Source organism: Desulfitobacterium sp. PCE1 (assembly GCF_000384015.1).
Lineage (GTDB): Bacteria > Bacillota > Desulfitobacteriia > Desulfitobacteriales > Desulfitobacteriaceae > Desulfitobacterium > Desulfitobacterium dehalogenans.
Genome location: NZ_KB913023.1, coordinates 3,030,596 through 3,057,592, shown reverse-complemented (window position 1 = coordinate 3,057,592; position 26,997 = coordinate 3,030,596). Strand labels below are relative to the sequence as shown.

At 46.6% G+C, this 26,997-nt stretch carries 27 protein-coding genes; 24 read left to right on the top strand and 3 right to left on the bottom strand.

The annotated features are described in order from the left end of the window. Positions 1-724 precede the first annotated feature (724 nt). The 7 genes from DESPCE1_RS23830 (at position 725) to DESPCE1_RS0115260 (ending at position 7,406) form a co-directional block, all read left to right on the top strand. A complete protein-coding gene (locus DESPCE1_RS23830; protein ID WP_242835399.1) occupies positions 725-1,084 on the top strand; it encodes a hypothetical protein in 360 nt (119 codons plus the stop codon). A 130-nt stretch (positions 1,085-1,214) separates the two neighbouring features. Further along, on the top strand, positions 1,215-1,973 hold the full coding sequence (locus DESPCE1_RS0115285) for an ABC transporter permease (protein WP_014794836.1): 759 nt from the start codon (positions 1,215-1,217) through the stop codon (positions 1,971-1,973). Positions 1,974-1,986: 13 nt separating this feature from the next. Next, entirely contained in the window at positions 1,987-2,742 is a 756-nt protein-coding gene (locus tag DESPCE1_RS0115280; protein ID WP_019850962.1) for an ABC transporter ATP-binding protein, read from the top strand. Positions 2,743-2,768: 26 nt separating this feature from the next. Further along, complete coding sequence (locus DESPCE1_RS0115275; RefSeq protein ID WP_019850961.1) at positions 2,769-3,773, top strand: NrtA/SsuA/CpmA family ABC transporter substrate-binding protein; 1,005 nt, start codon at positions 2,769-2,771, stop codon at positions 3,771-3,773. 184 nt (positions 3,774-3,957) lie between these two features. Beyond that, a complete protein-coding gene (locus tag DESPCE1_RS0115270; protein WP_014794833.1) occupies positions 3,958-4,143 on the top strand; it encodes a hypothetical protein in 186 nt (61 codons plus the stop codon). Positions 4,144-4,425: 282 nt separating this feature from the next. Beyond that, positions 4,426-5,481 (top strand): cytochrome c3 family protein, encoded by a 1,056-nt coding sequence (locus DESPCE1_RS0115265; protein WP_019850960.1) that lies wholly within the window; start codon positions 4,426-4,428, stop codon positions 5,479-5,481. A gap of 293 nt (positions 5,482-5,774) precedes the next feature. Continuing rightward, on the top strand, positions 5,775-7,406 hold the full coding sequence (locus DESPCE1_RS0115260; RefSeq protein WP_019850959.1) for a long-chain fatty acid--CoA ligase: 1,632 nt from the start codon (positions 5,775-5,777) through the stop codon (positions 7,404-7,406). Positions 7,407-7,559: 153 nt separating this feature from the next. Here DESPCE1_RS0115260 and DESPCE1_RS0115255 read toward each other — a convergent pair whose 3' ends face one another. Next, entirely contained in the window at positions 7,560-7,778 is a 219-nt protein-coding gene (locus DESPCE1_RS0115255) for an alpha/beta-type small acid-soluble spore protein (RefSeq protein WP_019850958.1), read from the bottom strand. Between the two features lie 340 nt (positions 7,779-8,118). Between DESPCE1_RS0115255 and hypF the strand changes: the two genes are divergently transcribed. The 5 genes from hypF to DESPCE1_RS0115230 are packed head-to-tail and all read left to right on the top strand — an operon-like array spanning position 8,119 to position 13,182. Then, complete coding sequence (gene hypF / locus DESPCE1_RS0115250; RefSeq protein ID WP_019850957.1) at positions 8,119-10,431, top strand: carbamoyltransferase HypF; 2,313 nt, start codon at positions 8,119-8,121, stop codon at positions 10,429-10,431. Beyond that, positions 10,431-10,658, top strand: a complete 228-nt coding sequence (locus DESPCE1_RS0115245; RefSeq protein ID WP_014794828.1) for a HypC/HybG/HupF family hydrogenase formation chaperone — start codon at positions 10,431-10,433, stop codon at positions 10,656-10,658. Before hypF ends, DESPCE1_RS0115245 begins: the two co-directional genes overlap by 1 nt. Next, a complete protein-coding gene (gene hypD / locus DESPCE1_RS0115240; protein ID WP_028305592.1) occupies positions 10,639-11,742 on the top strand; it encodes a hydrogenase formation protein HypD in 1,104 nt (367 codons plus the stop codon). The genes DESPCE1_RS0115245 and hypD overlap by 20 nt, the downstream gene beginning before the upstream one ends. Then, complete coding sequence (gene hypE / locus DESPCE1_RS0115235) at positions 11,743-12,735, top strand: hydrogenase expression/formation protein HypE (protein ID WP_014794826.1); 993 nt, start codon at positions 11,743-11,745, stop codon at positions 12,733-12,735. Between the two features lie 36 nt (positions 12,736-12,771). Then, a complete protein-coding gene (locus DESPCE1_RS0115230) occupies positions 12,772-13,182 on the top strand; it encodes a DUF3842 family protein (RefSeq protein WP_019850955.1) in 411 nt (136 codons plus the stop codon). Positions 13,183-13,812: 630 nt separating this feature from the next. Here the strand turns inward: DESPCE1_RS0115230 and DESPCE1_RS0115225 are convergent. Both DESPCE1_RS0115225 and DESPCE1_RS0115220 read right to left on the bottom strand, forming a co-directional pair. Then, positions 13,813-15,198 carry an ammonia-forming cytochrome c nitrite reductase subunit c552 gene (locus tag DESPCE1_RS0115225; protein ID WP_019850954.1) on the bottom strand — a complete coding sequence of 462 codons (1,386 nt, stop codon included), beginning with the start codon at positions 15,196-15,198 and terminating at the stop codon, positions 13,813-13,815. Beyond that, complete coding sequence (locus DESPCE1_RS0115220; RefSeq protein WP_014794823.1) at positions 15,199-15,699, bottom strand: NapC/NirT family cytochrome c; 501 nt, start codon at positions 15,697-15,699, stop codon at positions 15,199-15,201. 129 nt (positions 15,700-15,828) lie between these two features. Here DESPCE1_RS0115220 and DESPCE1_RS0115215 point away from each other — a divergent pair, with 129 nt between their 5' ends. The 12 genes from DESPCE1_RS0115215 (at position 15,829) to secF (ending at position 26,902) form a co-directional block, all read left to right on the top strand. Then, a complete protein-coding gene (locus tag DESPCE1_RS0115215) occupies positions 15,829-16,587 on the top strand; it encodes a YebC/PmpR family DNA-binding transcriptional regulator (RefSeq protein ID WP_019850953.1) in 759 nt (252 codons plus the stop codon). A gap of 132 nt (positions 16,588-16,719) precedes the next feature. Further along, a complete protein-coding gene (gene ruvC / locus DESPCE1_RS0115210; protein ID WP_014794821.1) occupies positions 16,720-17,217 on the top strand; it encodes a crossover junction endodeoxyribonuclease RuvC in 498 nt (165 codons plus the stop codon). Further along, positions 17,214-17,819 carry a Holliday junction branch migration protein RuvA gene (gene ruvA / locus DESPCE1_RS0115205; protein ID WP_019850952.1) on the top strand — a complete coding sequence of 202 codons (606 nt, stop codon included), beginning with the start codon at positions 17,214-17,216 and terminating at the stop codon, positions 17,817-17,819. Before ruvC ends, ruvA begins: the two co-directional genes overlap by 4 nt. Before the next feature lie 47 nt (positions 17,820-17,866). Continuing rightward, positions 17,867-18,913 (top strand): Holliday junction branch migration DNA helicase RuvB, encoded by a 1,047-nt coding sequence (gene ruvB, locus DESPCE1_RS0115200; RefSeq protein ID WP_019850951.1) that lies wholly within the window; start codon positions 17,867-17,869, stop codon positions 18,911-18,913. Between the two features lie 70 nt (positions 18,914-18,983). Beyond that, complete coding sequence (locus tag DESPCE1_RS0115195; protein ID WP_019850950.1) at positions 18,984-20,363, top strand: SpoIID/LytB domain-containing protein; 1,380 nt, start codon at positions 18,984-18,986, stop codon at positions 20,361-20,363. A gap of 19 nt (positions 20,364-20,382) precedes the next feature. Beyond that, positions 20,383-21,408 (top strand): tRNA preQ1(34) S-adenosylmethionine ribosyltransferase-isomerase QueA, encoded by a 1,026-nt coding sequence (queA, locus tag DESPCE1_RS0115190; protein ID WP_019850949.1) that lies wholly within the window; start codon positions 20,383-20,385, stop codon positions 21,406-21,408. A 17-nt stretch (positions 21,409-21,425) separates the two neighbouring features. Next, complete coding sequence (gene tgt / locus DESPCE1_RS0115185) at positions 21,426-22,544, top strand: tRNA guanosine(34) transglycosylase Tgt (RefSeq protein ID WP_014794816.1); 1,119 nt, start codon at positions 21,426-21,428, stop codon at positions 22,542-22,544. Positions 22,545-22,644: 100 nt separating this feature from the next. Continuing rightward, the gene (gene yajC, locus DESPCE1_RS0115180; protein WP_014794815.1) at positions 22,645-23,001 is read left to right on the top strand and encodes a preprotein translocase subunit YajC; all 357 of its coding nucleotides are present in this window, start codon (positions 22,645-22,647) and stop codon (positions 22,999-23,001) included. Between the two features lie 146 nt (positions 23,002-23,147). After that, positions 23,148-23,894: an EcsC family protein gene (locus DESPCE1_RS0115175; protein WP_014794814.1), complete on the top strand. Its 747-nt coding sequence runs from the start codon at positions 23,148-23,150 to the stop codon at positions 23,892-23,894. A 34-nt stretch (positions 23,895-23,928) separates the two neighbouring features. Further along, entirely contained in the window at positions 23,929-24,591 is a 663-nt protein-coding gene (locus DESPCE1_RS0115170) for an HD domain-containing protein (RefSeq protein WP_019850947.1), read from the top strand. A 92-nt stretch (positions 24,592-24,683) separates the two neighbouring features. After that, entirely contained in the window at positions 24,684-25,913 is a 1,230-nt protein-coding gene (gene secD, locus DESPCE1_RS0115165) for a protein translocase subunit SecD (RefSeq protein WP_014794812.1), read from the top strand. Continuing rightward, a complete protein-coding gene (gene secF, locus DESPCE1_RS0115160) occupies positions 25,913-26,902 on the top strand; it encodes a protein translocase subunit SecF (RefSeq protein ID WP_014794811.1) in 990 nt (329 codons plus the stop codon). Before secD ends, secF begins: the two co-directional genes overlap by 1 nt. Positions 26,903-26,997 lie beyond the last annotated feature (95 nt).

Genomic DNA, 26,997 nt, shown 5'->3' with positions numbered 1-26,997 from the left:
CCGCAGGGTCCTGGGAAAGTAAGTCGTTGCCAGGTAAGCGAATGGACTATGCAGTGATGCGTAGTCCATTTGAGTTATGTGGGTTATGTATGGGGAATTTGTTTAGGTATGGATTTTAGCTTTTTTCCTTACGGAAAAAACATACCGGAGGGGTACCACCCGTACGCCGGCGCCACGTAGCAGGTTTATGTGGCCGTGTGGCTTGGCCGAAATGATGTACTACATCATTTCGTATCCCGAACAGGTCAGTTAAGACCTTCAGGGCTGATGATACACTGCTACATAGACTTTCTGAGGCGCGCTACCTTAGTATCCACACGGCAGGAGTGTTCGTTTGTGGAGGCTGTGTGGCGAAAGGCTCATCCGCCTTTCGTGTTGCTGGGTAACGAAGAGACCGTCTGAATAAGATGGTCTTTTCCCTTCTGCAAAACATGCGAAGTAACTTCGTAACCTCATTCGAAAGGTTCTATATGACTTTTTACAGCGCAAAGTGAAATCTTCCTGGTTTTTAGGTTTAATTATTATAGTATTCTACGGAATAGCTCATTGGGAATCTACGAATTACCAAGACATCTTTGTACCAGGGAATGTGGATGTTACTCTATTTGGAATCATCTTCTACGCTTTGGGGCATTTATTCCATGAAAAGGATTGGTTCAATAAAGAACGAGTAGGTCGATTATTGTTGCTCGGATCTATAGCTTATTAAACAGTCTTTTTCTATTTGTATGATGAAGGCATGATTCGCTTTGGGTTAGATTTAAAGCATCGCCAGTATTATTTTTTTGGCACGGTTATTTTAACCCCTTTATCGTGTACAATAATCATAGCATTTTTAAGCAAGTTGCTTAGCCGCATTAAGGTGATTCGTAAAGTGTTGGGGTTTTTAGGGCAGGCCACCATGGAGATAATGTATCTCCATGTCATGACCGGAGTCATCATAAGTGATTTTATCCCTTTACCATGGTATTTATTTTTATTAACAGGGCTGCTCTTTCCTAGTGCCTGGTATTATATTCTGTTAAAACTCAAGGAACTAAAAAATGTTCGCAGCCACAGTTTAACAGCGGGTCATTTTAAATAAAGAAAGTTCCAACTTCTGGGCAAACCCACCCAATCGTACCCAAACAGGTTAATCTTCACTCGTTACCTTGCAAAAGAAAAAATCTAAAATATAATAAGAGGTGCTATAATAAACTAGAAGTGGTGTAATAATGAAGGATCAGATAATTCGAAAAATCCAAGGTTTGCTTTTCCCCGCCTTACTGATTATCCTATGGCAAGGTGTTAGTTATTTTGGCTGGGTTAACCCCTATCTTTTGCCTTCACCGGGTGATATTATGGGAACGCTTGCGGAACTCTTATTCACCGGGGAGATTTTTATCCATATTAAATCGAGCCTTTTTAGACTGGGAGTGGGAATGGCAATTACCATAGTACTTGCTGTTCCCCTTGGTTTGTTCATTGGGCTTTTTAGCGGAGCCCAGAGATTTATCACTCCGACTTTAGCATTTCTGCAGCAAATTCCGTCCATTGCCTGGATTCCTGTCTTTATTCTTTGGCTTGGAATAGGGGAGGGTTCTAAGATTGCGCTGATGGTCTATGCAGCCTTTTTTCCCGTCTTTATTAACACCTTATTTGGGATTCAATCCGTAGACCAGAGGTTAAAAGAAGTGGCCCAGGCCTTTAGCTTAGGCTACAGGACAAGGATCACTCATATTTATCTTCCTTCGGCGGCACCTCATTTTTTCGTTGGCATACGGTTAGGCTTCAGCAACTGTTGGCGTGCCCTTGTAGCCGCCGAAATTATTGCCTCCTCAAAGGGATTAGGCTATCTGCTGATGGAGGGAAGAAATTTAGCCCAGGCGGAGTTGATTTTTGTATCGATTTTTATTATCGGCAGTCTTGGAGCATTAATTGACTATGCTATTAAGTACCTTGAGCAAAGAGCATTGCCTTGGAATAACGCATGATAGAGGAGATAAAATGAGGCCGCTTTTAGAGATCAATGGGTTAAGGAAAGAGTTTATCACCCCCAGAACGAATATAACTGCCTTAGCAGATATATATATGACTGTAGCAAAGGGTGAGTTTGTATGTCTGGTTGGGCCCAGCGGTTGTGGGAAAACAACCTTGCTGCGTCTTATCGCGGGTTTAGAGCGTCCGACGGCTGGAACAGTGTCCGTTCTGGGCAATGAAGTCCTCGAGCCTGGCCGGCAGTGCGGGATGGTTTTTCAAGAACCACGACTCTTCCCTTGGCTTACCGTGGCTGAAAACATTGGGGTGGGGATCAAGGGAAGACTCGCGGCTTCTGATTTGCAAAAGGCAGTGAGTCATCACCTGGAGCTCATAGGCTTAATGGATTTTGCCCAGGTCTATCCCCGTGAATTATCCGGGGGTATGGCCCAAAGGGTAGCCATCGCCCGGGCCTTGGCCATTGACCCGGAAATTCTCCTTTTGGACGAACCCTTTTCAGCATTGGATGCACTGACACGAAGACGAATGCAGGATGAGATTTTACAGCTTTGGCGAGCTACAGGCAAAACCATGATCATGGTGACTCATGATATCCATGAAGCCATTCATCTCGGAGAGCGGGTCTTAGTTTTTTCGCCTTCCCCCGGCCGAATTACTCACATCTTTGATGTGGGAAAGGAGAAGAGGCTGGCGCAAACCACGGATTCCCAAAACTTGATAGACATTGAGCGAGAGATTATGAGTTGCCTGAACCCTATAAACTAAAAACACAAAGGAAAGAAGGATGATCCTTGTTAAGAAGAAGAAAACCATTGATCTATTTATTGTGTCTTTTTCTATTTTTGCTGGGAGCACAAGGCTGCAGTATAGAGAAGGGGAGCCAGCCGGAAGATCAAGGGATTCCGGCCTTAACCCAGATTAACGCATCTTACTCCACACGGCCCATTAACGTTCCTGCTATCGTTGCACTTGATCGGCTTAATTTTGAGAAGGCTTTTCAAGCAGAGGGTATCGATTTTAAATGGACTGAGATTGCGGCGGGACCGGCACAGCTTGAAGCCCTGGCTTCGAAGAGTATCGATATAAGCACCTCTATGAACTATGTTTCCGCTTTACTGGCCAAAGCCAATGGCAACGATATCCGGGTCGTTGCCGGGTATTCTCAATTTCCTGAAGGGATCGCCATCGTCGCTGGAACAGATCGGAATGTAAAAACATTGGCCGATCTAAAGGGTAAGAAAATAGCCCTGCAAAAGGGGACCATGCTCCATGAGTTCCTGATCAAGGCACTGGAAAAAGCGAACTTAAGCCCTACGGACGTGGAAATGGTGGCCATGGAATCTGTGGATGCAGCTCCTGCCTTGATGGGAGGGCAGATTGACGCAGCTATTTTGCCCGAGCCTCTCCTGACAAAAGTGATCAGTTCAGGAAAAGGAATTTTAGTTCAAAATGCCGAAGGATTTATTACCAGTCAAACTTTTATCGTCGCGCGATCAGACTTTGCCTTGAATCATCCCGAGGCGGTTAAACGCTTTATCCAACTCCATGAGGAAAGTATTCAATGGGCTGAGCAGAACAAAGAGCAGTTTTACACTATTGCCGGTGAACAGCTGAAGCTCGAACCTAAAGCAGTGGAGGCACTTTACCCGAAATTCGTGTTTTCTACTCAGATTAATTCGCAAATGATCCATGAGCTAAAGGAATCAGCACAGTTTCTCCAAAAGAATGGGTTTATCAAGTCAACAGTAAACACGGATCAATTAGTGGATGATCTGGTGGACATTTCTTTCCTATAGGTCCTGAGTTTTCATACCACTCAACCTGGACTAAGCCTTTGAGAGATGTAGATCGACCGCTTACCCTCAATTTTGAACAGGAAAAGGTCTATATTGTGCCGCTTGCGGAAATATTCTTATTATTTGAAAAGATTTGGTGTACAATATAACTAACAAGAGAGAGGGAAAAAGAGGAGTGATACTGATGAAGGTTTATGTTGTGAAATGTATGGATACCAACTTTGTCAGCTCAATAGATAAGATTTTTATTAATAAACAAGAGGCAGAAAGATATGCCGCCCTTCAAACGAAGAAATACGACTTTGTAACCTTCATGGTCACTGAATATCAGGTATTTAGTGAGGTAAGCCAGTGCAGCCTGGCAGTTTAACTTAATAAAGCAGTTTAGAGCATCATTATGCTATAAAATGGTCGAAGATAAGCAGGTCGCCTGGAATTTGACAGGTAGCCTGCTTAATTTGTATTTTCAGATTTTTATTATCTAGATAACAAGGTAATTATAAATAACTATAAAAAGAGAAGAGAGCAAATGCAGGCTCTCTTCTCTTTTTATGAAAACGTGTTTATTCGTTAGGGAAAATGAACAAACTAAGCAATGCCAAGCTAATTTTATTAATGCAAAAAGGAAAAGGGTCAAAAGGAGGAAGGTATTTTGAAATCCAAGAGAAGAATATTACTCGGACTGCTAGTGATCGCATTGGCTATTACAGTACTCATAGGCTGTAAAAACCAAAAACCTGGCCCAGGGACAGCTGTTACTCCGCCGCCAACGGGTCAACAGACGGCGCAATATGTGGGCAGTGACAGCTGCAAAACCTGCCACGCAGAATATCATACCAATTTTGAGAAATCCCATCATGCCGGTGCCTTTAAGCCTCTGTCAGATTATTCCTTAACCCAGCCCGCGGGGCAAATCAAGCTTTTTGATTCCAAAGCTACGGATAAGACGGGGAACCTCGATCTGGCCAATAAGGACCAAGTCTATGGGGTCATGATGGATCACTACGTTGTCGCCAAAGCGCCCGAAGGTTTCACAGATAAGGTATATCGTGTTGCTTCCCTCGAAAAGTCGGGAGATAAGTACGTCATCAAACCTGCGAAAGAAACGGATGTTGACAAGGATGGCAAGCCCGACTATACAGCGGAAAGCTATACATGCGGCAGTTGTCATTCACCGGGTATCGAAGTCAGTTCAAAGGACTATGGAGTATCTTGTGAATCCTGTCATGGCCCTGGAGGAAACCATGTTACCGCCACTACGAAGGCAGGGACGATGGATACAAAAGCGGCGGCCAACGCCTGCAATTCCTGTCACGAAAGCAACCCCAGCAAGAACGATAAAGGAGTATGGACAGCTAATACTCACTATGGAACACGGAACTATTTTGCCAGCAAGCATGGACAAAGCTCCATGAACTGTATGACATGTCACGAAACCCATAAACCTAATGCCAGTGGCTTGCTTCTCAAGGCGGATAAAGCTCAGGATATCTGCGCTAAGTGCCACGAAGGAAAATCCTTTGATCTTGATAAAATGATGTGGAAGAACCCCACCGATGCACGAGGACATTTTACCAAGGATCATAGCTTTGGCGCCCTTCCCTACGAAAAATTAGGCGATGATAAAAAGACGCCTGAGATTGAGATTACCAACCAGGAAGCCATCGATTTGATTACCAAGCTGCTTCCTGATACCGCTAAAAAATAAGCAGACTTTTTAATTGTTTTGTCCAATATAGGCTCCCTTGAGGTAGAAAGAGGATTCTTCCTACGATCAAGGGAGCCTTTTTATACCTATAAAACCCATGCCTTTTGGCGGTACTGCAAAATAAAATTCTGCTCCCGTTGGCAAGTTGAATAATGCATTTAAGCTGAGATTCAAGACAACTGAGAGAGAATTCCTTGTATAGATGGAAAATTCATAATATTATGATAAGAACACATATTATCGATATAGTCAGGGCTTCAGTAGAGTGAGAATAAGCAAAAGGAGTGGGGATTATGAAAGAGCCGGTCTGGTATAATTGTTATGAGGAAGGGGTACGGAAAACTCTCGAGATTGAAAACATATCCTTATACGAAATGTTCGAGCGCAGTGCTAAAAGTTTTGGACAGCGGCCGGCTATCGTTTTTGGAGGTAAGACCTGGACTTATACTGACATGGAACTGGACGTCGATCGTTTAGCCAAGGCCTTAATCAGACTTGGTGTAAAGCCCAAGGACCGGATTTCTATCAATATGCCCAACTCTGCAACCTGGATGATTAGCTTCTTTGCCATTATGAAAATTGGCGCCATTGTGGTTCAGACCAACCCCCTCTATGTCGAAAGCGAGCTGAAAGCGCTGATGAATGATTCCGGCGCGATAGGTATGATTACAGTTGCACCCCTTTATCCGAGAGTTCAGGGAATCCGTCAGGAAACCTCTCTTAAATGGGTTCTTGTGGAAGGACTAAGGGCCATGGGTATGGATGAAGGAGAAGGAACTTGTGATTTCCATACTTGCGTCAGTGATGATTCTGAGGTTGAATGGACCAAGCCGGATATTGACCCACAGACGGACATTGCCGTGTTGCAATATACCGGAGGAACCACAGGCACTTCCAAGGGTGCCATGCTCTCCCACAGCAATCTATATGCCAATGCCTATCAGATTTGGGAATGGCTTAAAGGAACACCGGGACAAGAGAAATCCTTATGTGCCATCCCCCTGTTTCATATCTATGCCTTATCCGTCTGTATGAATACTTCGATCTTTGGGGGGAGTGCAGTCATTCCTATTCCCAAATTCGATGCGGATCTCATCTTAAAATTGATTAACGATGAAAAGCCCACCCTTTATCCAGGAACGCCAACCATGTATGTGGCGTTGATTAACCATCCCAAGATTAAAGAGTTTGATGTTTCCTCCATTCGAGCATGTGTCAGCGGTTCTGCTCCCTTGCCTGTGGAAGTCGCACTGCGCTTTGGGGAATTGACCGGCGGAAAATTAGTGGAGGGCTATGGATTATCTGAGGCATCTCCTGTGACCCATATTAACCCCTTCTGCAGCGCCCGTGTCGGCTCAATTGGAACCCCTGTTTCCAATACCCAGGCCAAGATTGTGGATATAGAGATAGGGGATAAAGAACTTCCTGTAGGGGAAGTGGGAGAGCTCGCCGTAAAAGGTCCCCAGGTCATGCTGGGGTATTGGCAAAGAGAAAATGAAACCAGAGCGGTGCTGCGGGACGGATGGCTGTATACCGGTGATCTGGCCCGGATGGATGAAGATGGGTACTTTTATGTTGTTGATAGGAAAAAGGATATGATTATCACCGGCGGCTATAATGTTTATCCCCGCGAAATTGAAGAAACATTGTATGCCCATCCCTCTGTCAGAGAAGCGATATGTGCCGGGGTTCCGGATTCATACTGGGGTGAGAAAGTAAAAGCTTATGTAGTGCTTAGAGAGGCACAGCAAGTTACAGAAGAAGAACTTCTTAATTATTTGAAGAAAGAATTAGCTTCCTATAAAGTTCCTAAGCAAATTGAAATCAGGGATAATCTTCCTAAGACAGCAGTTGGTAAGGTCCTCAGAAGATTTCTGGTTGAGGAGGAAAAACAAAAACTGGAAGAACAGGCCAAGGAAGCTTGATAAAGAAAGCACGGCATGAAAGTCTAATATATTAAGCAAAAGAAGCGAGTTCAACTCGCTTCTTTTGCTTGTAAGTGCTCTCTGAGAGAGTCACCTCATTTGCATGGAGATCATGCTGGCCGTCATGATGTCCTTGCACTATTTAATTTGTTTTTACCCTTTAATATCGGTGCCTTTACCCATCTGTTCTTCAGCAAATGCCACCATCTTTTTGACCATGTTACCACCAATTTGTCCGACTTCTCGGGTGGTCATGTTGCCAAAACCTCTTTCCTGGATGTCGTCGTCCAAATGGAGCTCTTCTGCAACTTCCCATTTAAGTTGATCCAATTGTCTTTCGGATTCAGGAACCATCGGCGTTTTATTGCTCATGTAACCTGCCTCCTTTTTTATTAGAACATTTGGGAAATCTTCAAGAATCATTATTAGAATAACCCAATCAAAGAATTCTATACATAAAAATAAAAAGAGCCCAACACTTTGCTGGGCATAGAGCAGAGGGGTTAGATTGAGGAGGAGTGAAATGAGAAGGTAACTAATGTACCACACAAAATTAGATTGATGTGCATTTCACAATAAGATTGTAACCTATTTCGCAAGCTTTGGCTAGCCCTTTTTAAAATTTCCGAAAATTAAAATTATTTACTTAATACCTCTTTCGAGTGTAGAATGTATTTACATGGTTAGGTAGGACAGAAAGCGGGTAAAGTTTATGAGGACAGCTTATTTTATCCATCTCAATGGTATCGTTCAAGGTGTAGGCTTTCGACCCTATGTCTACCGTTTAGCTCAGGAAATGGGGATTAAGGGATGGGTAAATAATTCCAGTCATGGAGTCACTATTCATGCTGAGGGCCCACAAGTTCCAGCCTTCTATAGGCGCTTGCTTCAAGAGGTGCCTCCTTTAGCGAAAATTACTCATCAAGAATACCGTGAAGTGGCCTTTGCCAATTATCCAGGTTTTGAAATCCTCCAAAGCCAGGATGAAGGACAGGCTGATGTGCTCATTTCACCGGATATAGGGACCTGCGGGAATTGCTTGGCCGATCTCAGGGATCCGGATAATTTACGTTATCAATACCCCTTTACCAACTGCACCAATTGCGGTCCACGCTACACGATTATTCGAGATGTACCCTATGATCGTGTTCACACGACTATGGAAGCCTTTCCCATGTGCCCCGTCTGTGCTCAGGAATATGAAGATCCCCTGAACCGGCGCTTTCATGCTCAGCCTGTAGCTTGCTCCCGATGCGGTCCTACAGTTCAGCTTATGAATGTTCAAGGTGATATCTGCTCTGGTCTGGGTGTTGAACAAATAGCCCGGGGAGAGATTTTGGCCGTCAAGGGGTTAGGCGGATTTCACTTAGTCTGTGATGCAGGGAATCCGGAAGCTGTCCGGCGCTTACGTCAGCGTAAAGAAAGGGGAGCAAAGCCTTTTGCTTTAATGGCTCGTAACCTTGAGGTCATTCAGAGATACCTTAAGATATCGTTGAAAGAGGAAGAACTTTTAAAGAGTTCTTCGGCTCCTATTGTGATATTAGAAAGAAAAAAAGGTGATGAGGAAGGTCTGCCCTATGAGCTTGCTCCAGGACTTCATACCTTAGGAGTGATGCTTCCTTATACCCCGCTCCACGCCCTGCTTTTCGACGGACCCTTTGATTTTTTGGTTATGACCAGCGGGAATCTCAGTGGCCGTCCTCTGATTTATATCAATGAAGAAGCTGTCCGGGATCTAAAAGGGATTGCCGACTATTTTCTCCTTCATAATCGGGATATTTTTCATCCCTGTGATGATTCGGTGGTTCAGGTCATTGGGGATGAGGCTGTCTTTCATCGGCGGGCTCGCGGTTATGTTCCGCTGCCTCAAAAATGTCCAAAGGAGTTCAATGCTTCAATCCTGGGAGTGGGCGGAGAATTGAAAAATGCCTTTTGTCTGGGTGCCGGGAGCAGAGCCTTTACCAGTCAGTATATTGGAGATATGGAAGGGTACGAGAACTTTCAGCGCTTTCGTCAGGAGCTGGCATCCTTCCAAAAGGTCGTACAAATTGTTCCTGAGGTGGTAGCTTATGATGCGCATCCGAATTTCCAGACCACAAACTTTGCCTTGGCAGGTCCATGGCCTCAGAAGATAAAAGTCCAGCATCATCATGCCCACTTAGTGAGTGTCTTGGGAGAGCATGGCGTAATAGCCCCTACCTTAGGCGTGGTTTGTGATGGGACAGGCTGGGGTGAGGATCAAAAAATTTGGGGATTTGAGTTTTTAAAAGGAAATGCTGAAGGATATAGGCGTTTGGCTCATTTGGAATATCTGCCCTTGCCCGGAGGAGATACTGGGGCCAAGCATCCCTTGCGTATTGCTTATGCCTATGGGAAAGCGCTGCTCTCCGAAAAGGAATGGCTGATGACGGAGAGATTATGGGAAAGGCTCCCTGCTCATGAGCAAAAGATTCTTAATCAGCAATTAGAAAAAAAACTTCAAATCTTTGAGACATCCAGTGGAGGCCGGCTATTTGACGCTGTGAGCGCCTTGCTTGATATCTGCACGAGAGTTACCTATGAAGGGCAGGCTGCTATTGAATTAGAGAGTCAGGCTACCCAGTGGCTCTACAGAAATAGTGAAGCCGCTCTTTCTTATAGCAAAGCGTCTCCAAATGTTTGTGACCTTGAACCGCGCTATCCTTTAGAGTGGGCTAAGGATGGGGAGTGCTTAATCCTAAAGGTGAAAGAACTATATCGGGGTATTATTCAGGATGTGCTCGTGGGGAAAGACCCCGGTTTTATTGCTTATCATTTTCATGATTCCATCGCTCATGGGATTATCCGGACGGTGCTTAAGCTCCAGGAAAGTGCAGATCCCCTTGTGTTGACCGGTGGAGTCTTTCAAAATAAACTCTTAACGGAAAAGGTATTGGCGCTATGTCAAGCCTTTGCGATCCCAACCATCCGGGCCAAGGAGCTGCCGCCGGGTGATGGTGGACTGGCCTTAGGTCAAGTATTGATAGGGAATGAGAGGTGCTCATAATGTGTATAGCTATTCCTGCCCGGGTCGTATCCATAGATGAGATGCTGGCCAAAGTGGATATGATGGGCAATGAACGTATCGTCGGTACCCATTTAGTGCCTGAGGTGCAAGTAGGTGATTATGTCTTGGTTCATGCCGGGTTTGCGATTGAAATCGTTGACCAGCAGTATGCTAAGGAGACAGAAGAATTATTAATAGAGGAAGCGAATGCTCGTGAAGAATTATAATTCGGGTCAATCTGTTAAAGAAGCGGCGGAAAACTATTTAAGAGAAATCCGGGAATTAGCGGCTGTTCCCTATACCGTTATGGAGGTATGCGGAACCCATACCGTGGCTATTGCTAAGAATGCCTTGCGGGATTTGCTGCCGCCCCAGATTCGCTTGGTCTCTGGTCCCGGGTGTCCTGTATGTGTCACAGACGGCAGCGATATTGATCAGTTTCTTTATCTGGCCGCCCAGCCCAATGTCATTACCGCAACCTTTGGGGATATGATTCGGGTGCCCGGATCGAAAAAAAGTTTGCAAATGCTCCGTGGAGAAGGTGCGGATATCCGCATTGTCTATTCCACACTGGATGCTTTAGATCTTGCCCGGAAGAACCCGGACAAGGAAGTTGTATTTCTCGGGGTAGGCTTTGAGACTACAGTTCCCACGGTGTCTGTCAGCATTGAACAGGCCCAAAAAGAAGGCATCGGGAATTACAGTGTCTTATCCATGCATAAACTTGTTCCTCCTGTCCTTCGTGCTTTAGCGGAGGACGAGGAGACTGAAGTAGACGGGTTTTTAGACCCGGGTCATGCTTGTGCAATTATCGGAAGCGAAGTATTGGCCTTTATGGCTGAGGATTATGGCATGCCCGGAGTCGTTACAGGTTTTGAGGCTCTGGATATCCTGGAAGGGTTGGCCATGCTTCTCCGGCAAAGAGCCCAAGGCCGCTCGGAAATTGAAATTCAATATCATAAGATCGTAAAACCGGAAGGTAATCCTGTGGCTCAAGCTTTAATTCATAAGATCTTTGAGCCGGTTGATGCAGCATTTCGGGGACTCGGTATCATCCCTCAAGGAGGACTGGGGATTCGTAAGGAATACGAAGATTGGGACGCCGCGAGAAAATTTGATCTCCCAGAGTTTGAGAGCATAGAAATCCCTGGCTGCCGTTGCGGGAATGTCCTGAAAGGGCAGATTGCTCCCACCGAGTGCCCATTATTTGCACGGAAGTGCACCCCCTTGTCGCCTGTGGGACCTTGCATGGTTTCCTCAGAAGGGTCTTGTGCGGCCTATTACCGATATACTCAAAGGAGTGGGATGTAGATGGAGCGAATCATTATGGCCCATGGCAGTGGGGGGCGTCTAAGCCATCAATTGGTAGAGGAGATTTTTCAAAAGCATCTAAGCAATGATTTTCTTAACCAAATGAATGATGCCACTTATATACCCGGAAGTGAAAAACTAGCCATAACCACGGACTCCTTTGTAATTTCTCCTGTTTTTTTTCGAGGGGGAGATATTGGTAAGTTAGCCGTATGCGGTACCGTCAATGACCTGGCCGTATCGGGAGCTCAGCCCCGCTACCTTTCCCTGGCAGTGATCCTGGAAGAAGGATTTCTGATTGAGGATCTCGAAAGAATTGTGATGAGCATTGCTGAAACTTCTCGAAAAGCCGGTGTCCCCATCGTCTGCGGGGATACCAAGGTAGTAGAGCGCGGTAGTGCGGATAAAATCTTCATTAATACTACGGGAATAGGATCGATCCAGGAACGATGGGTAGGGCCTCAGTATATTAAACCAGGGGATTATGTCCTGATCAGCGGTACTATTGGCGATCATGGGATTTCCATTCTTGCCGATCGGGAGGGGCTGGAATTTGAGACTCCTGTCATCAGTGATTGTGCACCTTTAAATCACCTGATCGACAGCTTTTATATGCCGGGAGTGCATTGCATGCGTGACCCTACCCGGGGTGGCGTAGGGACAACCTTAAATGAGCTGGCACGTCAGGCCCATGTCAGCATCCTTCTTGAAGAAGAAAAGCTACCTCTCCATCCTGGAGTCGCAGGAGCTTGCGGAATGTTAGGATTGGACCCTCTTTATCTTGCCAATGAGGGGAAAGTGCTAGTGATCGCTTCACCGGAAGCGGTAGAAGGGGTCTTATCACAGATGAGAGCTCATCCCCTTGGTAAAGAGGCAACGGTTATAGGCAGGGTCGCAGAAGACGATCCGGGATTTGTCCTGCTCAAGACTCCTCTGGGGGGAAAACGAATTGTTGGAATGCTTGAAGGAGAGCATTTGCCAAGGATTTGCTGAAGACCATTGAGATATTAAGAGGTGTGGAGGTTTGGGATGAGAGTTGCAGTCATTGATGGACAAGGCGGAGGAATGGGGAAGCATATCGTGGAACAATTGCGCAAACGCATGCCGGATCTGGAGATATTAGCTCTCGGAACCAATGCTTTAGCCACGGGCGCCATGCTTAAAGCTGGTGCCACCGAAGGGGCTTCCGGAGAAGCTGCGATCTGCTACAACGCCCATCGGGTCGATATTATAGCAGGCTCTTTAGCCATTTCCACAGTTCATGGTCTGCTGGGTGAGATTACACCAGAGATTGCCGGAGCACTATCCTCAAGCCCGGCCCTGAAACTTCTCATACCTATTCAGAGAAGCAATACCATCATAACAGGAATTACCCGTATGCCCTTGCCCCATCATGTCGAGCAATTGGCGGATGAGGTTGAGAGAAGAATAAAAGAGTAAAAAGGAAATAAGAAAGGGAGGCCGCTGACCAAGTAGTTTTGCGGCTTCCCTTGTTGTACTTAGAAAAAGACTTGTCAACTGATTCTCCAGGATTTTGCTTTACACCGTTCGCTCCATAAGCTGCGCGGACAAAACTAACGCTCAAGCTCTCCGCTCCGAAAGGTGCCCGGCCAAATCGCTCCTGCTCAATGGCCGGTTGGAAACGTCCTGTTTCCAACCTTTCTCCGCTACATGCTTTTCGCGAAGTTTTGTTACCGCTCGCTTAAATTCGCTCACTTTTGTAAAGCAAAATCCTTGGGTTATCTTTCGGGTCTGAACAGTGCAGCTACCCGACTCGTATCGCCCTTTTCATCCTCTGCTGGTGCTACGGCAGCGGCATGACCGTCTACTCTGAAAAAGACCCCAAAAAGGGCTAAGAAAGACCCACAAGCGTAGCTTTACGCACAAGAGCGAACGGATTTAGCGGAGGGGCGGTCGGGTCAACGAGGCTTTCTTAACGCAGCGAGCCACTGGTTCACATGCAGAAAGCAGCGGGGTTTGGCAGAGCTGTTAAGAAAGCGAGTTGGCCAGCCCCGGAGCTATAGAGTGAGCGTTGTGCGTAAAGCTACACGACCCGGACAACGTTTTTTATCAGTCAGTGGGCTTCTGATCATTGTTCTTATTGTCTGGGACCGGTGTAGCACCACCTGCGGCTTCATTGGCGGTTCCTGCGCCCGGGGTTTGCCCTGCATCGGGATTGGCCGCACCGCCGGCGGTTGCACCCATGGCAAGATTAGCCTGAAGCTGAGCCTGGCGGGCAAAGTCAATTCCTTCGCCAAGGACACGAAGGGCTTCATTGGGGCTGTGGAAGCCCATGCTGTTTTCGGCGGCAATATAATCCCAGCGCCACTGGGCTTTACGGTGCAGATCCCGGGCTTTACTCATGGCATCGGCTTTGGCGTTGGGATTTTTATCGGCGGCCACGATAGCATCTATGGCATCACCCAGAGCGTTTTCAAGGATTGTCCGTGTAGCAAAGACTTTATCCTGGGTCGTGATGACCTGATTTTTCAGATAGTCCTCGCTTTGACGATGGCAAGTCTGGCAGGACTCACTAATGGTGTTCAGGGGGCTTTGAATATGGTGGGAGGAGATCTTCGAAGTTCCTTCCTTGACATAAGGCATATGGCAGTCAGCGCAAGCCACACCATTAGCGGCATGAACGCCGGTGGAACTTAGCTCATAATCGGGATGCTGGGCTTTCAGCATGGGAGCCCCGGTCTCAGCATGATTCCAATCTTTAAAGTTTATTTCTTCATAATACTTTTCTGCGTCATCGGCGGTAAGGCCATACTTCCAGGGATAAGTTACTTTCTTATTCTCATCAGCGAAATGATATTCCACATGGCACTGGGCACACACCATAGTGCGCATTTCCTGACGGCTAAGTTGGTTAGGATCAATTCCCCGCTCCTTCAGTGCATTGAGTAGAGTAACCCGGGTAATGCGCAGATTCATGGTCTCCGGGTCATGGCAATCCGCGCAGGCAATGGGGATGGTGATTTGATCTTTGAGCTGTAGGAAAGGGGTGGACCAAAAGTCATCCCCCATTTTCTCGATTAAACCGGGAACTTGAGGGCTTTTGCAGTTCCAACAGGAACTGATGGTTTTTTCGTTAACCCGCAATGTGGTGGTGACATCCTCCAGGGCATAGATATGACCCCGATCATCATTATAGTCTTCGGAGAAAGGATAACCGGCAAAAAGCCTCTTTTGGATAGGATATTTTTCAAGATGGGATTCCGGCAAAGAACCTTCGTATTTGGAGTTGCCCTTTGTCATTTCCTTCTGTTTGTTTTGGCTGGCATATTGATCAGGGTAGACCTTTCCCCAGGTCTCGGAATCAAGGGCCCCTTCCGGGATGGTGGCAGCGGTTCGAGGGGAGGGAGTGATTTCCGAAGCACAGCCAAAGACCAGCACAGATGAGACTGCTAAGAACAATGAGACAAGTAAAAAGCTTTTCCAAGGTTTTTGCATTTATGAGCCTCCTATCGAGTGAAGTGGTGTTGAAATGGTTTGTGTACCAAAGGATTGGGTACCTTGTCCGTGGGGGGTATTTCTATGACAATCAAAACATTGAGGACCATCCGCGATCCGGATGTTGGCTACCACCGCTTGATGACAGCGCAGACAATTCTTCTGAATGACATTTTGGCTCCATTCTGAAGTATGCAATACTACCGGTTGATCAAAAGCGTTTTTATAGACATCCTTCATTCCGGAATATCCTTTATAGACCAGGGAATAGGCGATATTGGAACCATGATAAAGATGACAGTCACCGCACCCCACAAGTTCTTCCCGGTGAACACTGTGCAATTGCGTTTCATAAGCTTCTTCCATGATGTGGCAAGTGGTTCCGCAATAATGAGTGGTTGAAGTGTATTCATATATGTAGGCAATAAAAAGGACAAATAGGGCCAGCGCAGGTATGCTGATCACAAGAAGTTTTTTGTATTTACGTGGTATGGGTGCCAAAAACAAAACCTCCTCTCCGTTTTTGTCTAGTATGATTAGCTAGAAGGTTTTTCATTCCCTTAAATGGCTTTACAGGCCAAAATTCTCTTGGTACAATAGGCTTTGGACTTAAACTAAGGAGGAGTCGCTGTGGCTGGACATTCGAAGTGGGCGAATATTAAACATAAAAAAGCAAAAGCTGATGCGCAAAAAGGAAAAATCTTTACAAAGCTTGGCAGGGAACTCATTGTGGCTGCTCGGGCCGGCGGTGGAGATCCTAATAATAATTTCCGATTAAAAATTGCTGTTGAAAATGCTAAATCTGCCAATATGCCTAACGACAATATACAAAGAGCAATTCAAAAAGGTGTTGGGGGCGGAGAAGGGGAAAGTTATGAAGAACTTCGCTATGAAGGCTATGGTCCAGGGGGAGTAGCTATCATGGTGGACATCATGACCGATAACCGCAACCGCACTGCCGGTGAAGTGCGTCATATCTTCTCTAAGCATGGAGGAAACCTGGGAGAAACAGGCTGCGTGAACTGGATGTTCAATGAAAAGGGCCAGTTGACAATTCTTAAAGAAGATTTAAAATTTGATGAAGATGAACTAATGCTTCTTGCTCTTGAAGCAGGGGCAGAAGATCTGCAGCAGGATGAAGAAAGTTTTATTCTCTATACAGCTCCTGATGATATGGAGGCGGTGCGGCAGGCTTTGCTCGATCAGGGAATTGAGATAGAGGAAGCGAAGATTAACCAGGTTCCGCAAAATACCATTGAGATAGCCGATATGGATCAGGCAAAGAAGCTGGTTCGTATGATGGAACTCCTGGAAGACCATGATGATTCCCAAGGAGTCTATGCAAACTTTGAGTTTGCTGATTCGATTAACGAAGAGGAACTGGACTAATTGTAACGAATTGAGAGTTCTGCGCTGTTTAATCCGCGTAGAACTCTTTTTGGTATTTCTTAAATACGCTCCCACACAAGGAATACATCGTCTTCCTGTCGAATCTTAATGAAGAGAGAAAGGAAGGCGTTTATGCTTATATTAGGTATTGATCCAGGAACCGCGATTATGGGTTATGGATTAATTGAAAAAAAGGGAAATCGTTTATTTCCCGTGGATTATGCTTGTTGGCGTACACCGGCTCATACACCCATGCCGGAGCGGCTGCTTATGCTTTACAATGAGATTGAGGGATACATAAAAGAAAAACAGCCTCACCATGTGGCTGTTGAAGAGCTCTTTTTTAACCGCAATACTACAACCGCTATTTCCGTGGGACAGGCAAGGGGAGTTGTTTTATTAGCTGCAGCTCAATTTGGCATCCCCGTCTATGAATATACCCCGTTGCAGGTTAAACAAGCTGTTGCAGGTTATGGAAGAGCGGATAAACAACAAATTCAACAGATGGTTAAAGCCCTGCTGGGCCTTCAAGCGATACCGAAACCGGATGATACTGCGGATGCTTTAGCCATTGCCATATGCCATGCCCATAGTGTGAATTTGCTCAATAGAATGGGGGGATCCCTTTGATAGGAATGCTTAGAGGAAAAGTATGGGAAGTTCAAGCGGATAAATTGATTCTGGATGTTCAGGGAGTGGGATATCAACTATCGGCCCCTCATGGACTCTTAGCCAAAGCACATTCCGGTCACGAGCTTATCGTGTATACTCATGTGATTTTGCGGGAGGATGAACTGGCTCTGTATGGTTTTTCCTCAGCGGCTGAGAAAGAACTCTTCTTATTGATGCTTTCTGTATCGGGCATTGGACCCAAGGCAGCCTTATCGATCCTGTCCACTTTAGGCACGGGTCAGACAGAGAGCGCTATCGCCAGTGAAAATATTACTCTTTTGACCAAGGTTCCCGGTATTGGCAAAAAGACGGCACAGCGCTTGATTTTAGAGCTGAAGGAGAAGTTCAAAGGCAGGGGCCTCTCCTCCGACGGGACAGAGGGCTCAGCTATCCTACCCCAAGCTGCTTCTCTTTCGGAAGCTATGGAAACTCTCCTTGCTTTAGGGTTTAGTCAGGAGGAAGCTAAGAAGGCACTCCAAGCCCTTCCGGATTCAGTCCGGGAAGCAAGTACAGAGGAGCAGGTGCGGATAGCCCTTCGATCCCTTGCGGCTTCAAAGTAAAAGGGGTGCCGGTTTTTCAGGGATTATTAACATAGAGGAGAAAAGTTATGGAAGAACGGATGATAACTCCCCAGCAGCTTCCAGGGGATCAAGAGGGAGAAGTCCTCAGACCCCATCGGCTGGCGGACTATATAGGTCAGACTAAGGTTAAGGATAATCTGCAGATTTTTATTCAAGCTGCCCTGGCCAGGGGAGAAGCTCTGGACCACGTCCTTCTCTACGGGCCGCCGGGTCTGGGCAAAACCACGCTGGCCAATATTATCGCTACGGAGATGGAGGTAAACATTCGAACCACTTCGGGACCGGCTATTGAGAGACCGGGAGATTTAGCGGCTATACTTACCTCCTTGGAACCCAGGGATGTATTGTTCATCGACGAAATTCATCGTTTAAGCCGTACCACTGAAGAAATACTCTATTCCGCCATGGAGGACGGGTGCCTGGATATTGTCATCGGCAAAGGCCCCAGTGCCCGGTCCATCCGTCTCACCTTACCGCCCTTTACCTTAGTGGGAGCAACCACACGGGCTGGACAATTAGCTTCACCTTTAAGGGATCGGTTCGGAGTCATCAGCCGTCTTGAGTTTTACGAAGTTGAAGACCTGATCAAGATCATTACCCGGGCCGCAGGAATCTTAAATCTTCAGATTACCCTGGAGGGAGCGGCGGAGATTGCCAGGAGATCGCGGGGAACCCCGCGGGTAGCCAACCGTCTCTTGAAACGGGTTCGGGATTATGCCCAGGTCTGGGAAGATGGTCTGGTTACTGAAGGATTGGCCGGCAAATCCCTGGACCGCCTTGAAGTTGATCCTGCGGGACTGGATCGCATTGACCAGAAATGCCTCCTTACCATCATTCAGATGTTCGCAGGAGGTCCTGTGGGTTTGGAAACCCTCTCGGCAACCATCGGGGAAGAGGCTGAGACTATAGAAGATGTGGTGGAACCTTATCTACTCCAACAAGGGTTTATTCAAAGGACACCCCGGGGACGAGTAGCCACTGTTCGTGCCTATCAACATCTCAATATTCCTCTAAATCCTTCATCTAAAGAAGGTGGGCAGGAGGACAGTTTATTTGATAGTGCAGACGAATAAGGTTAAGGTGCAGGAATAGATAAAACCTGAAACGGGCAATCTGTTTGAAAAGAGTTGTGAGGTGGTTGAGTTGCTGCCTTTCTCGGACAGATTGTCTTTTCCCGTCAAGAAGGTATTCTTTTTGCTTATGGTCGCTTTTGTTCTGCAGGCTGCCCCTTGTCAGGCGAAAGAAATCGACGTGGAGTTAGTATGGAAATTTAAAGAGGCCGGATGGATTAAAGTTCAGGTGGAGCAAGGAAATTATACTCTTAAAGAAGTGGATAAGGATAAGCAGATTGAGACCCCTTTTCCAGCGGGCTCTGCTCTTGAGCTTACCTGGGGAGGCTGGTCTCCCGCTCTGAAAAAGAACTATGATCCGTTTCAGATTTGGAGGGGAAAAGAGCTGGAGCTGAATCGGAAAGGGGAGTATGGGTCTTTCCTTGTTCAAACTCCGGATGGCCAACAGGTAAGCTATCGGGGGAGCCTGAGGATACGTTGGGAGGATGGCGGTTGTAAGCTTATCAATCGAGTGGAGCAGGAGGACTATCTCAAAGGAGTGGTACCCATCGAGATGAGCAATTCTTGGGCGGGCGACGGTTTAGAGGCGCTTAAAGCACAAGCTGTAGCCGCTAGAACCTATATGGTAAGAAAAACCCGCGCTACATCTCAGATTACGGATTCTCCTGATTATGATCAGGCTTATTTAGGAAGGAATGTCGAAGGTACGGCCAACCAAGCCGTAGAGGCTACGCGGGGAGAAATCATGGTGGATTCCATAACCTACCAGCCTATTGATGCCCTTTATTCTTCTCATAATGGCGGTTATACAGAACGGGCGGAAAATGTCTGGTCTAATCCGGATCCTCATTTTACCTCCCAGCCGGATCCTTTCTCCCAAGGAATCGGAGGCCCGGCCGACCGCTGGCGGTTTATTATTGGGGCGGATGTTCTGGGGCAGGCCTTCGAAATGGGTCCCATTGCCAAAATTGAACTTGACAAACTCCCTTCAGGTAGGGTAAAAAAGGTAAGTATACGGGACATTGATGGTAAGGTTCATGAGGTTGGCGGCAGGGCTTTTGTGCAGAAATTTTATCCCTATGGCCAGCCCATCACCGTCCAAGCCTTTCTGGGCAACTTATTTAATGTGCAGCAGATACCTGGTGATGAACCCCTCTTTTCTTTCGATCTGAAGGAATTGGGTGTTCCCTCCCGCCTAAGCGGGCTGGTCGATAAGCAAAAAGCCCAGGAGGTTGGCTCCGGACCCCGTTTAGGCCGTATTTTAAGCACTGCTCAGGGGATTCGGGAGTTTCCCGCTTCCTATGATGTTTTTGTTTTTAATGGCCGTGGCTGGGGGCATGGGGTGGGTATGTCCCAATGGGGAGCCTATCATATGGCTCAACGAGGATATACCTATGGGGAAATTCTGAAATTTTATTACCAGCAGATGGATTTAATCAAGTACTATTTATAGTGCACAAAGGAGAATCATTTTGAAATTAGAGGATTTCGATTTTGATCTGCCCGTGGATCGTATCGCTCAGCACCCGGTGGAACCCCGGGATTCTTCCCGCCTTATGGTTATGAATCGCTCCACCGGAGAGATTGAGCATCATGTGTTCCGGGAACTTCCCGAACTGCTCCAGGCGGGAGATGTCCTGGTGGTCAATAATACCAGGGTCATCCCCGCCCGATTGATTGGTGAAAAAGAGGATACCCAGGCAAAAATTGAGTGCTTACTCCTTACCCGCCGGGAAAAGGATGTGTGGGAGACCCTGATAAAGCCCGGCAAACGGTTAAAGGCAGGGCAGACTGTGGTATTTGGAGAAGGCCTCCTGCGGGGAGAACTTATGGAGATTTTACCCGATGGCAATCGGCTTGTGAGATTTGATTATGAGGGAGTCTTTGAATCGGTGCTCGATCAATTGGGGAATATGCCCTTGCCACCCTATATTACTGAGCAGCTGGAGGAAAAGGAGCGGTATCAAACCGTCTATGCTAAAGAAAGCGGATCCGCCGCCGCTCCCACCGCCGGTCTCCACTTTACTCCGGAATTGCTGGAGCGCTTAAAGGATAAAGGGGTGGAAATCGTTGAGATCCTGCTCCATGTGGGGCTGGGAACCTTTCGTCCGGTCAAAGTGGACAATGTGGAAGAACATGCCATGCATTCAGAATATTATCGGGTCAGCCATGAGGCGGCGGAGCGGATCAATCGCGCTAAAGGCCAAGGGCGCCGGGTTATCGCTGTGGGAACCACGGCTTCCCGAACCTTAGAATCCGTGGCTAAGGAAAATGGCCGGATCGAAGGGAAAGAAGGGTGGACCGACATTTATATCTATCCGGGCTACACCTTTAAAATTCTCGATGGCTTGATTACGAATTTTCATTTTCCCAAGTCCACCCTGGTCATGCTGGTAAGTGCTTTTGCCGGCAGGGAAGAGATTCTCAGAGCTTATCATATCGCCATCGAAGGGGGCTACCGCTTTTATAGCTTTGGCGATGCTATGATGATATTGTAATAAAGGAAGTGAACGCATTGGCAGTTCGTATAGAAATTCTCAAGGAAGATTCCCGTACCCGTGCCCGCCTCGGCAAGCTTCATACCCCTCACGGGGTGATCGAAACCCCTGTTTTCATGCCCGTGGGAACCCAGGCCACGGTAAAAACTATGACCCCTGAGGAATTAAAGGACCTGGGAGCGGGCATAATATTAAGCAATACCTATCACCTTTTTCTGCGCCCAGGTCATGAGCTCATCCGGGAGGCAGGGGGTCTTCACTCCTTTATGCATTGGGACGGGGCGATTCTTACCGATAGCGGCGGCTTTCAAGTATTCAGCCTCGGTGATTTGCGCAAAATCACTGAAGAGGGAGTGGAATTCCGTTCTCATCTGGATGGCTCAAAGAAATTTTTAAGTCCGGAAATTGCGACCCAGGTTCAGATGGCATTGGGCTCCGACATCGTTATGGCTTTTGATGAATGCACCCCTTATCCCGCCACCCGGGAATATGCCAAAGCTTCTTTGGAGCGTACCACCCGGTGGCTTAAGCGTTGCCAGGAGACCTTGACCACCACGGACCGGCAGGCCCTTTTTGGAATCGTCCAGGGAAGCATGTACGAGGACCTTCGCAAGCAAAGCGCGGCAGAAATCACAGAATTGGATTTGCCGGGTTATGCCGTAGGAGGGCTGAGTGTTGGAGAGCCTAAGGAGCTGATGTATGAAGTCCTGGATTATACGGTTCCTCTGCTGCCTAAAGATAAGCCCCGTTATTTGATGGGGGTAGGTTCGCCGGATGCCTTGATTGAAGGAGTGATGAGAGGGATTGATATGTTTGACTGCGTTCTTCCCACGCGAATAGCACGTAACGGAACCGCTCTTACCCGTTATGGAAAGCTTGTGGTAAGAAACGCTGAGTCAGCCCATGATTTTTCACCGATCGATCCCACCTGCGATTGCTACACCTGTAAAAATTACTCCCGAGCCTATTTAAGGCATTTGATCAAAGCGGATGAGATTTTGGGCTTGCGCCTGATGACGATTCATAACCTGCGTTTCTTAACCAATCTCATGGCTGAGATTCGGACTGCCATCAGAGAAGACCGCCTCCCTGAATATCGGGAGAAGTTCTTCTATGAGTACGGATATTTGAAATAATTTGCTCAATAGGCAGGATTTCTTGGACACAATGGGGAATAAGTTATTCCAGAATAATGGGAAAATATAAGGGACAAATTAAAAGGGGGACAATAAATTTATGGAAAGTGGTACAATGACACTTCTTCTTTACATGGTAGTTTTCTTTGGTATTATGTATTTCTTCATGATCCGCCCACAACAAAAACAAGCTAAGCAAAGACGAGCTATGCTGGATAGCTTGCGCGTTAATGATAAGGTCATAACCGCCGGTGGAATCTATGGGAAGATCCGTAAGGTCAAGGAAGATTCAGTGATTATTCAAATTGCTGATAAAGTGGAAATTGAAGTGACCAAGAACGGTGTGGGTTCCGTAGAAAATCGTGAAATTGTCGTGGAAAAAGAGAAGAAAGCAGATAAAAAGGATAAAGCAGAGAAAAAAGAAGAAGTGGTTGAGCAAGGGCAGACCGCTGAATAAGCAAGCTCACAAGAATGTCCGACCTAATTACGGGTACAATATAGAGGAACGAATAAGCAAGTGGAAGTATCTACTTGCTTATTTCATTGATTTTAAGAATTTAGTTTTGGTTCAAAATAAATTTTTATGTCAGGTGGGGGATGGGAGTGACCTACGAAGAACATATCCAAAGCGAATTACTGCGGTGGCAAAAGAAAATACTGCGCCCACCGGGTTTATTGGAAAAGGGATCGAAAGCAATTCAAAGTAAAGTCAATGAACTCTACCCTAAGAAATTTTTTGATACCCTGACCGTTACCATCAAAGGACTGGTTCGAGGGGTACTATTTGGTCTTGAATATATGCCCAAAGGTAAGCCCATTAAAAACGCCGATCTCATGGAAAGGGATCAGAAGGCCCTGGAATTGCTAAAGAATTATAAGCGAGTGGCGGCGGCGGAAGGCGCTGGAACAGGGGCCGGAGGAATCATACTGGGTATAGCGGATTTTCCTGCTCTGATCGCTATTAAAATGAAATTTCTTTTTGAACTTGCCCATATCTATGGTTATTCCACGGAAAGCTATAAGGAACGGTTATATCTGCTTTTTGTCTTCCAATTGGCTTTTTCCAGTCAGGAGAAACGCCCGGGGGTGTTCCATAAACTGGTCCATTGGGACGAAACAGTCAAAGACTATCCGGAACTAAAAGCCATGGAACTCTTCGATTGGGAGCAGTTCCAGGTGGAATATCGAGATGCCATTGACTTGAGAAAAATGCTTCAAATGCTGCCGGGAATCGGAGCAGTGGTCGGTGCTGTAGCCAATTATGGTTTACTGGAAGATTTGGGTCATGTGGGAATGAATTGCTACCGGTTAAGGATTCTTCAGGAAAAAGGACTTATCCAAATGGATTAGATAAGATAGAGACAAACAGTCTGGGGGGATTTTCGTGAAGCCAGTTATTATAGCTGATCTGAAAGCGGACCCAATCGTTCAGGGATATATCGAAGGGGGAAACAAAAATTTAGCAGCCATCGGATTCACAGAACACGGTCTAAGACATGTGGGCTTGGTGTCCAGTATCGCTTATAATATCCTGGAGAAATTGGGTTACTCGGAACGTGAATGCGAGCTCGCGGCGGTAGCTGCTTATCTTCACGATATTGGTAATGTGATCAATCGGGCGGGACATGCACAGTCCGGTGCGATTCTGGCCGCTCATATTCTGGAACGCCATGCCATGGCTCCTGAAGAAATCGCCATCGTCATTGGAGCGATCGGCAACCACGACGAGAGCGACGGCAATCCGGTAAGCAAAATTTCCGCAGCATTAATTTTGGCGGACAAATCCGACGTGCATCGTTCGCGGATAAGAAACCAAGAACCCGCAACCTTTGATATTCATGACCGTGTCAACTATGCAGTGGAACACTCTTTTCTGAGGGTTTATCCCGAGGATAGAATTGCCTTGGAGATTACCATCAATACCAAGATTTGTCCTGTTATGGATTATTTCGAAATATTCTTAGCCCGCATGCTCCTCTGCCGTAGGGCAGCCTATTTCCTGGGCACTCAATTTGAGCTTAAAATCAATGAAGTAAAGCTGCTTTAAAATTGACCTTTCGTTGACAGCGTGAATAGGCGAGGATTATAATTAAATCTGGCATGGGCAAGTCCCAGGTAAATATTAAGGGAGGAAAAAAGATGAAAAGGGGAAGCATCCTGAAATTAACAGCAACTATATTGCTGATCGTCATCGCGGTAGTATTCTCAATCCAACCCCTTACGGACCCGGAAAAGGGAATTTCGTTGGGACTTGATCTGCGTGGAGGAGTTCACCTTGTCCTGCAGGCTGAACCAGGTCCAGATGGTACACAAGTTACGGCCGAGGATGTTGAAAAGGCCAAAAGCATCATTGAGAGACGGGTCAATGAGATGGGATTGTCTGAGCCGGTCATTCAGACTGATTTAGATAAAAAGCGGGTTATTGTGGATTTAGCTGGAGTTCAAGATCCGGATAAAGCGGTAGAAGCTTTGAAAACCACAGCTAAATTGACGTTTAAAGATGCACAAGGGAACGTGGTTATTGAGGGATCGGATTTGAAGGATGCCCGTGCCGGGCAAGGACAATCCAGTTATGTGGTTCAACTCACCTTTTCTCCAGAAGGAACAAAGAAATTTGCTGATGTGACCAGCCGTAGTGTTGGACAGCAGATCGGCATCTATTTAGATGATCAGCTCCTGCAAAATCCTGTAGTTCAGGTACCTATTGTCAATGGCCAAGCAGAAATCACTGGGTACGCATCTCTGGAAGAAGCTGCTCAATATGCGGTTTTGCTTCGTTCCGGCGCTCTGCCTGTGAGCTTAAGTATTGCAGAGAAACGTTCCGTGGGAGCTTCACTGGGTGTAGATTCCCTGAGCAAGAGCATTAATGCCGGTATTGTGGCTTTAGGGTTTATCATTTTATTTATGTTCGTACTCTATCGCCTGCCAGGGCTTGTTGCGAATATTTCTTTAGTCGTCTTTACTTTACTCGTACTGTGGGCATTAAAGGGATTCGGTGCGGTTCTGACTTTGCCGGGGATAGCGGGGATTCTTCTTTCTATTGGTATGACGGTGGATTTAAACATCATCATCTATGAACGGATCAAGGAAGAACTGCGCCTTGGCAAATCCCTGCGCGCTTCAGTGGAAGCTGGTTTCAGCCGTGCTTTTGTGACCGTCTTTGATGCCAATATTACTACCTTATTTGCTGCGGCTACCCTCTTCTTCCTGGGCACAAGCTCCATTAAAGGATTTGCTATTACTTTGGGTATCGGTATTTTTGCCAGCCTCTTTACTGCGGTTACCTTTACTCGGATGCTTTTGCGCTGGATAGTAGCTATTAATCCACGTATGAATACTGCCTGGTTTGGCGTAAGGAGGGAAGGCTAATGTCTGAAAACAATAATCCCGGCAAGAAAACCACGGCCTCAACTCCTGCGGCTCATGCGGCAACCTATGAAGAGGTTAAAAATTCCATCCCTTTCTATTTTAATGTGGTTAAGCACCGGCACGTTTGGTTCGCAATATCTCTTATTATCCTTGCGATCAGTTTCATCTCCTTTTTCGCCCGAGGGCTGAACCTGGGGGTGGACTTTACCGGTGGGACCATGCTTGATATGAGATTCAATCAACAGGTGACCCAAGAGAAAATCACCGAGGCCATGGCCTCCGTAGGTTTGGAAGGACCGGTGCAGCTTTCCGATAATGATACCGCGGCCTTGATCCGGACCTCCGCTCTGGAAGAAGAACAGCGCAACGAACTTCTTACAGCGCTGCAGACTCAGGTAGGGGAATTAGATAGAGAATCCCTTAAGGAGGATAAGGTCGGACCGGCCATCGGTCAAGAGCTGACCAAGAACGCTTTTTTATCCCTGGCTATTGCAGCGGTCTTAATACTGGCCTATATTAGCTTCCGCTTCCAATTTGCCTATGCTGTGTCAGGTGTTTTGGGCTTACTTTATGCTGTGATCACTACAGTCGGGGTATTCTCCCTCTTTCAATGGGAAGTCGACTCTACCTTTGTGGCCGCCATCCTGACCATTTTCGGTTATGCCATCAATGATACCGTAGTTATTTTTGACCGGATCCGTGAAAACGAACCTCGCATGAAACGAGGGGACAGTTTTGAGGATATGGTGGATAAATCCATTTGGCAGATGATGGGGCGTTCGATCAAGATTGCAGTGACGGTTCTTATCTCCCTTCTATCTATATTTATCCTTGGCGGAGAATCAACCAGAGTGTTTGCTTTAGCCATGATGATCGGTGTAGTAGCAGGAGCTTATTCCTCCATCTTTAATGCCAGCCAGATCTTAGTCGAGATCAAGAAAAGGATGAAGCCGAAGAGGGGTGGTAAACCTGCCCGCGCCAAAGCATAATCCTCAAAGAAATATTAAATCCTTAATGTTTGGCAATCCAACTGTTTTTGCATAATCTAATATAAACCTAAAAATTCCGGGCTGGCTCCCGGAAT

Coding starts and splice junctions, on each gene's coding strand:
- DESPCE1_RS0115285 (WP_014794836.1), top strand. CDS start 1,215: ATGAAGGATCAGATAATTCGAAAAATCCAAGGTTTGCTTTTCCCCGCC.
- DESPCE1_RS0115280 (WP_019850962.1), top strand. CDS start 1,987: ATGAGGCCGCTTTTAGAGATCAATGGGTTAAGGAAAGAGTTTATCACC.
- DESPCE1_RS0115270 (WP_014794833.1), top strand. CDS start 3,958: ATGAAGGTTTATGTTGTGAAATGTATGGATACCAACTTTGTCAGCTCA.
- DESPCE1_RS0115260 (WP_019850959.1), top strand. CDS start 5,775: ATGAAAGAGCCGGTCTGGTATAATTGTTATGAGGAAGGGGTACGGAAA.
- DESPCE1_RS0115255 (WP_019850958.1), bottom strand. CDS start 7,778: ATGAGCAATAAAACGCCGATGGTTCCTGAATCCGAAAGACAATTGGAT.
- hypF (WP_019850957.1), top strand. CDS start 8,119: ATGAGGACAGCTTATTTTATCCATCTCAATGGTATCGTTCAAGGTGTA.
- DESPCE1_RS0115245 (WP_014794828.1), top strand. CDS start 10,431: ATGTGTATAGCTATTCCTGCCCGGGTCGTATCCATAGATGAGATGCTG.
- hypD (WP_028305592.1), top strand. CDS start 10,639: ATGCTCGTGAAGAATTATAATTCGGGTCAATCTGTTAAAGAAGCGGCG.
- hypE (WP_014794826.1), top strand. CDS start 11,743: ATGGAGCGAATCATTATGGCCCATGGCAGTGGGGGGCGTCTAAGCCAT.
- DESPCE1_RS0115230 (WP_019850955.1), top strand. CDS start 12,772: ATGAGAGTTGCAGTCATTGATGGACAAGGCGGAGGAATGGGGAAGCAT.
- DESPCE1_RS0115225 (WP_019850954.1), bottom strand. CDS start 15,198: ATGCAAAAACCTTGGAAAAGCTTTTTACTTGTCTCATTGTTCTTAGCA.
- ruvC (WP_014794821.1), top strand. CDS start 16,720: ATGCTTATATTAGGTATTGATCCAGGAACCGCGATTATGGGTTATGGA.
- ruvB (WP_019850951.1), top strand. CDS start 17,867: ATGGAAGAACGGATGATAACTCCCCAGCAGCTTCCAGGGGATCAAGAG.
- yajC (WP_014794815.1), top strand. CDS start 22,645: ATGGAAAGTGGTACAATGACACTTCTTCTTTACATGGTAGTTTTCTTT.
- secD (WP_014794812.1), top strand. CDS start 24,684: ATGAAAAGGGGAAGCATCCTGAAATTAACAGCAACTATATTGCTGATC.
- secF (WP_014794811.1), top strand. CDS start 25,913: ATGTCTGAAAACAATAATCCCGGCAAGAAAACCACGGCCTCAACTCCT.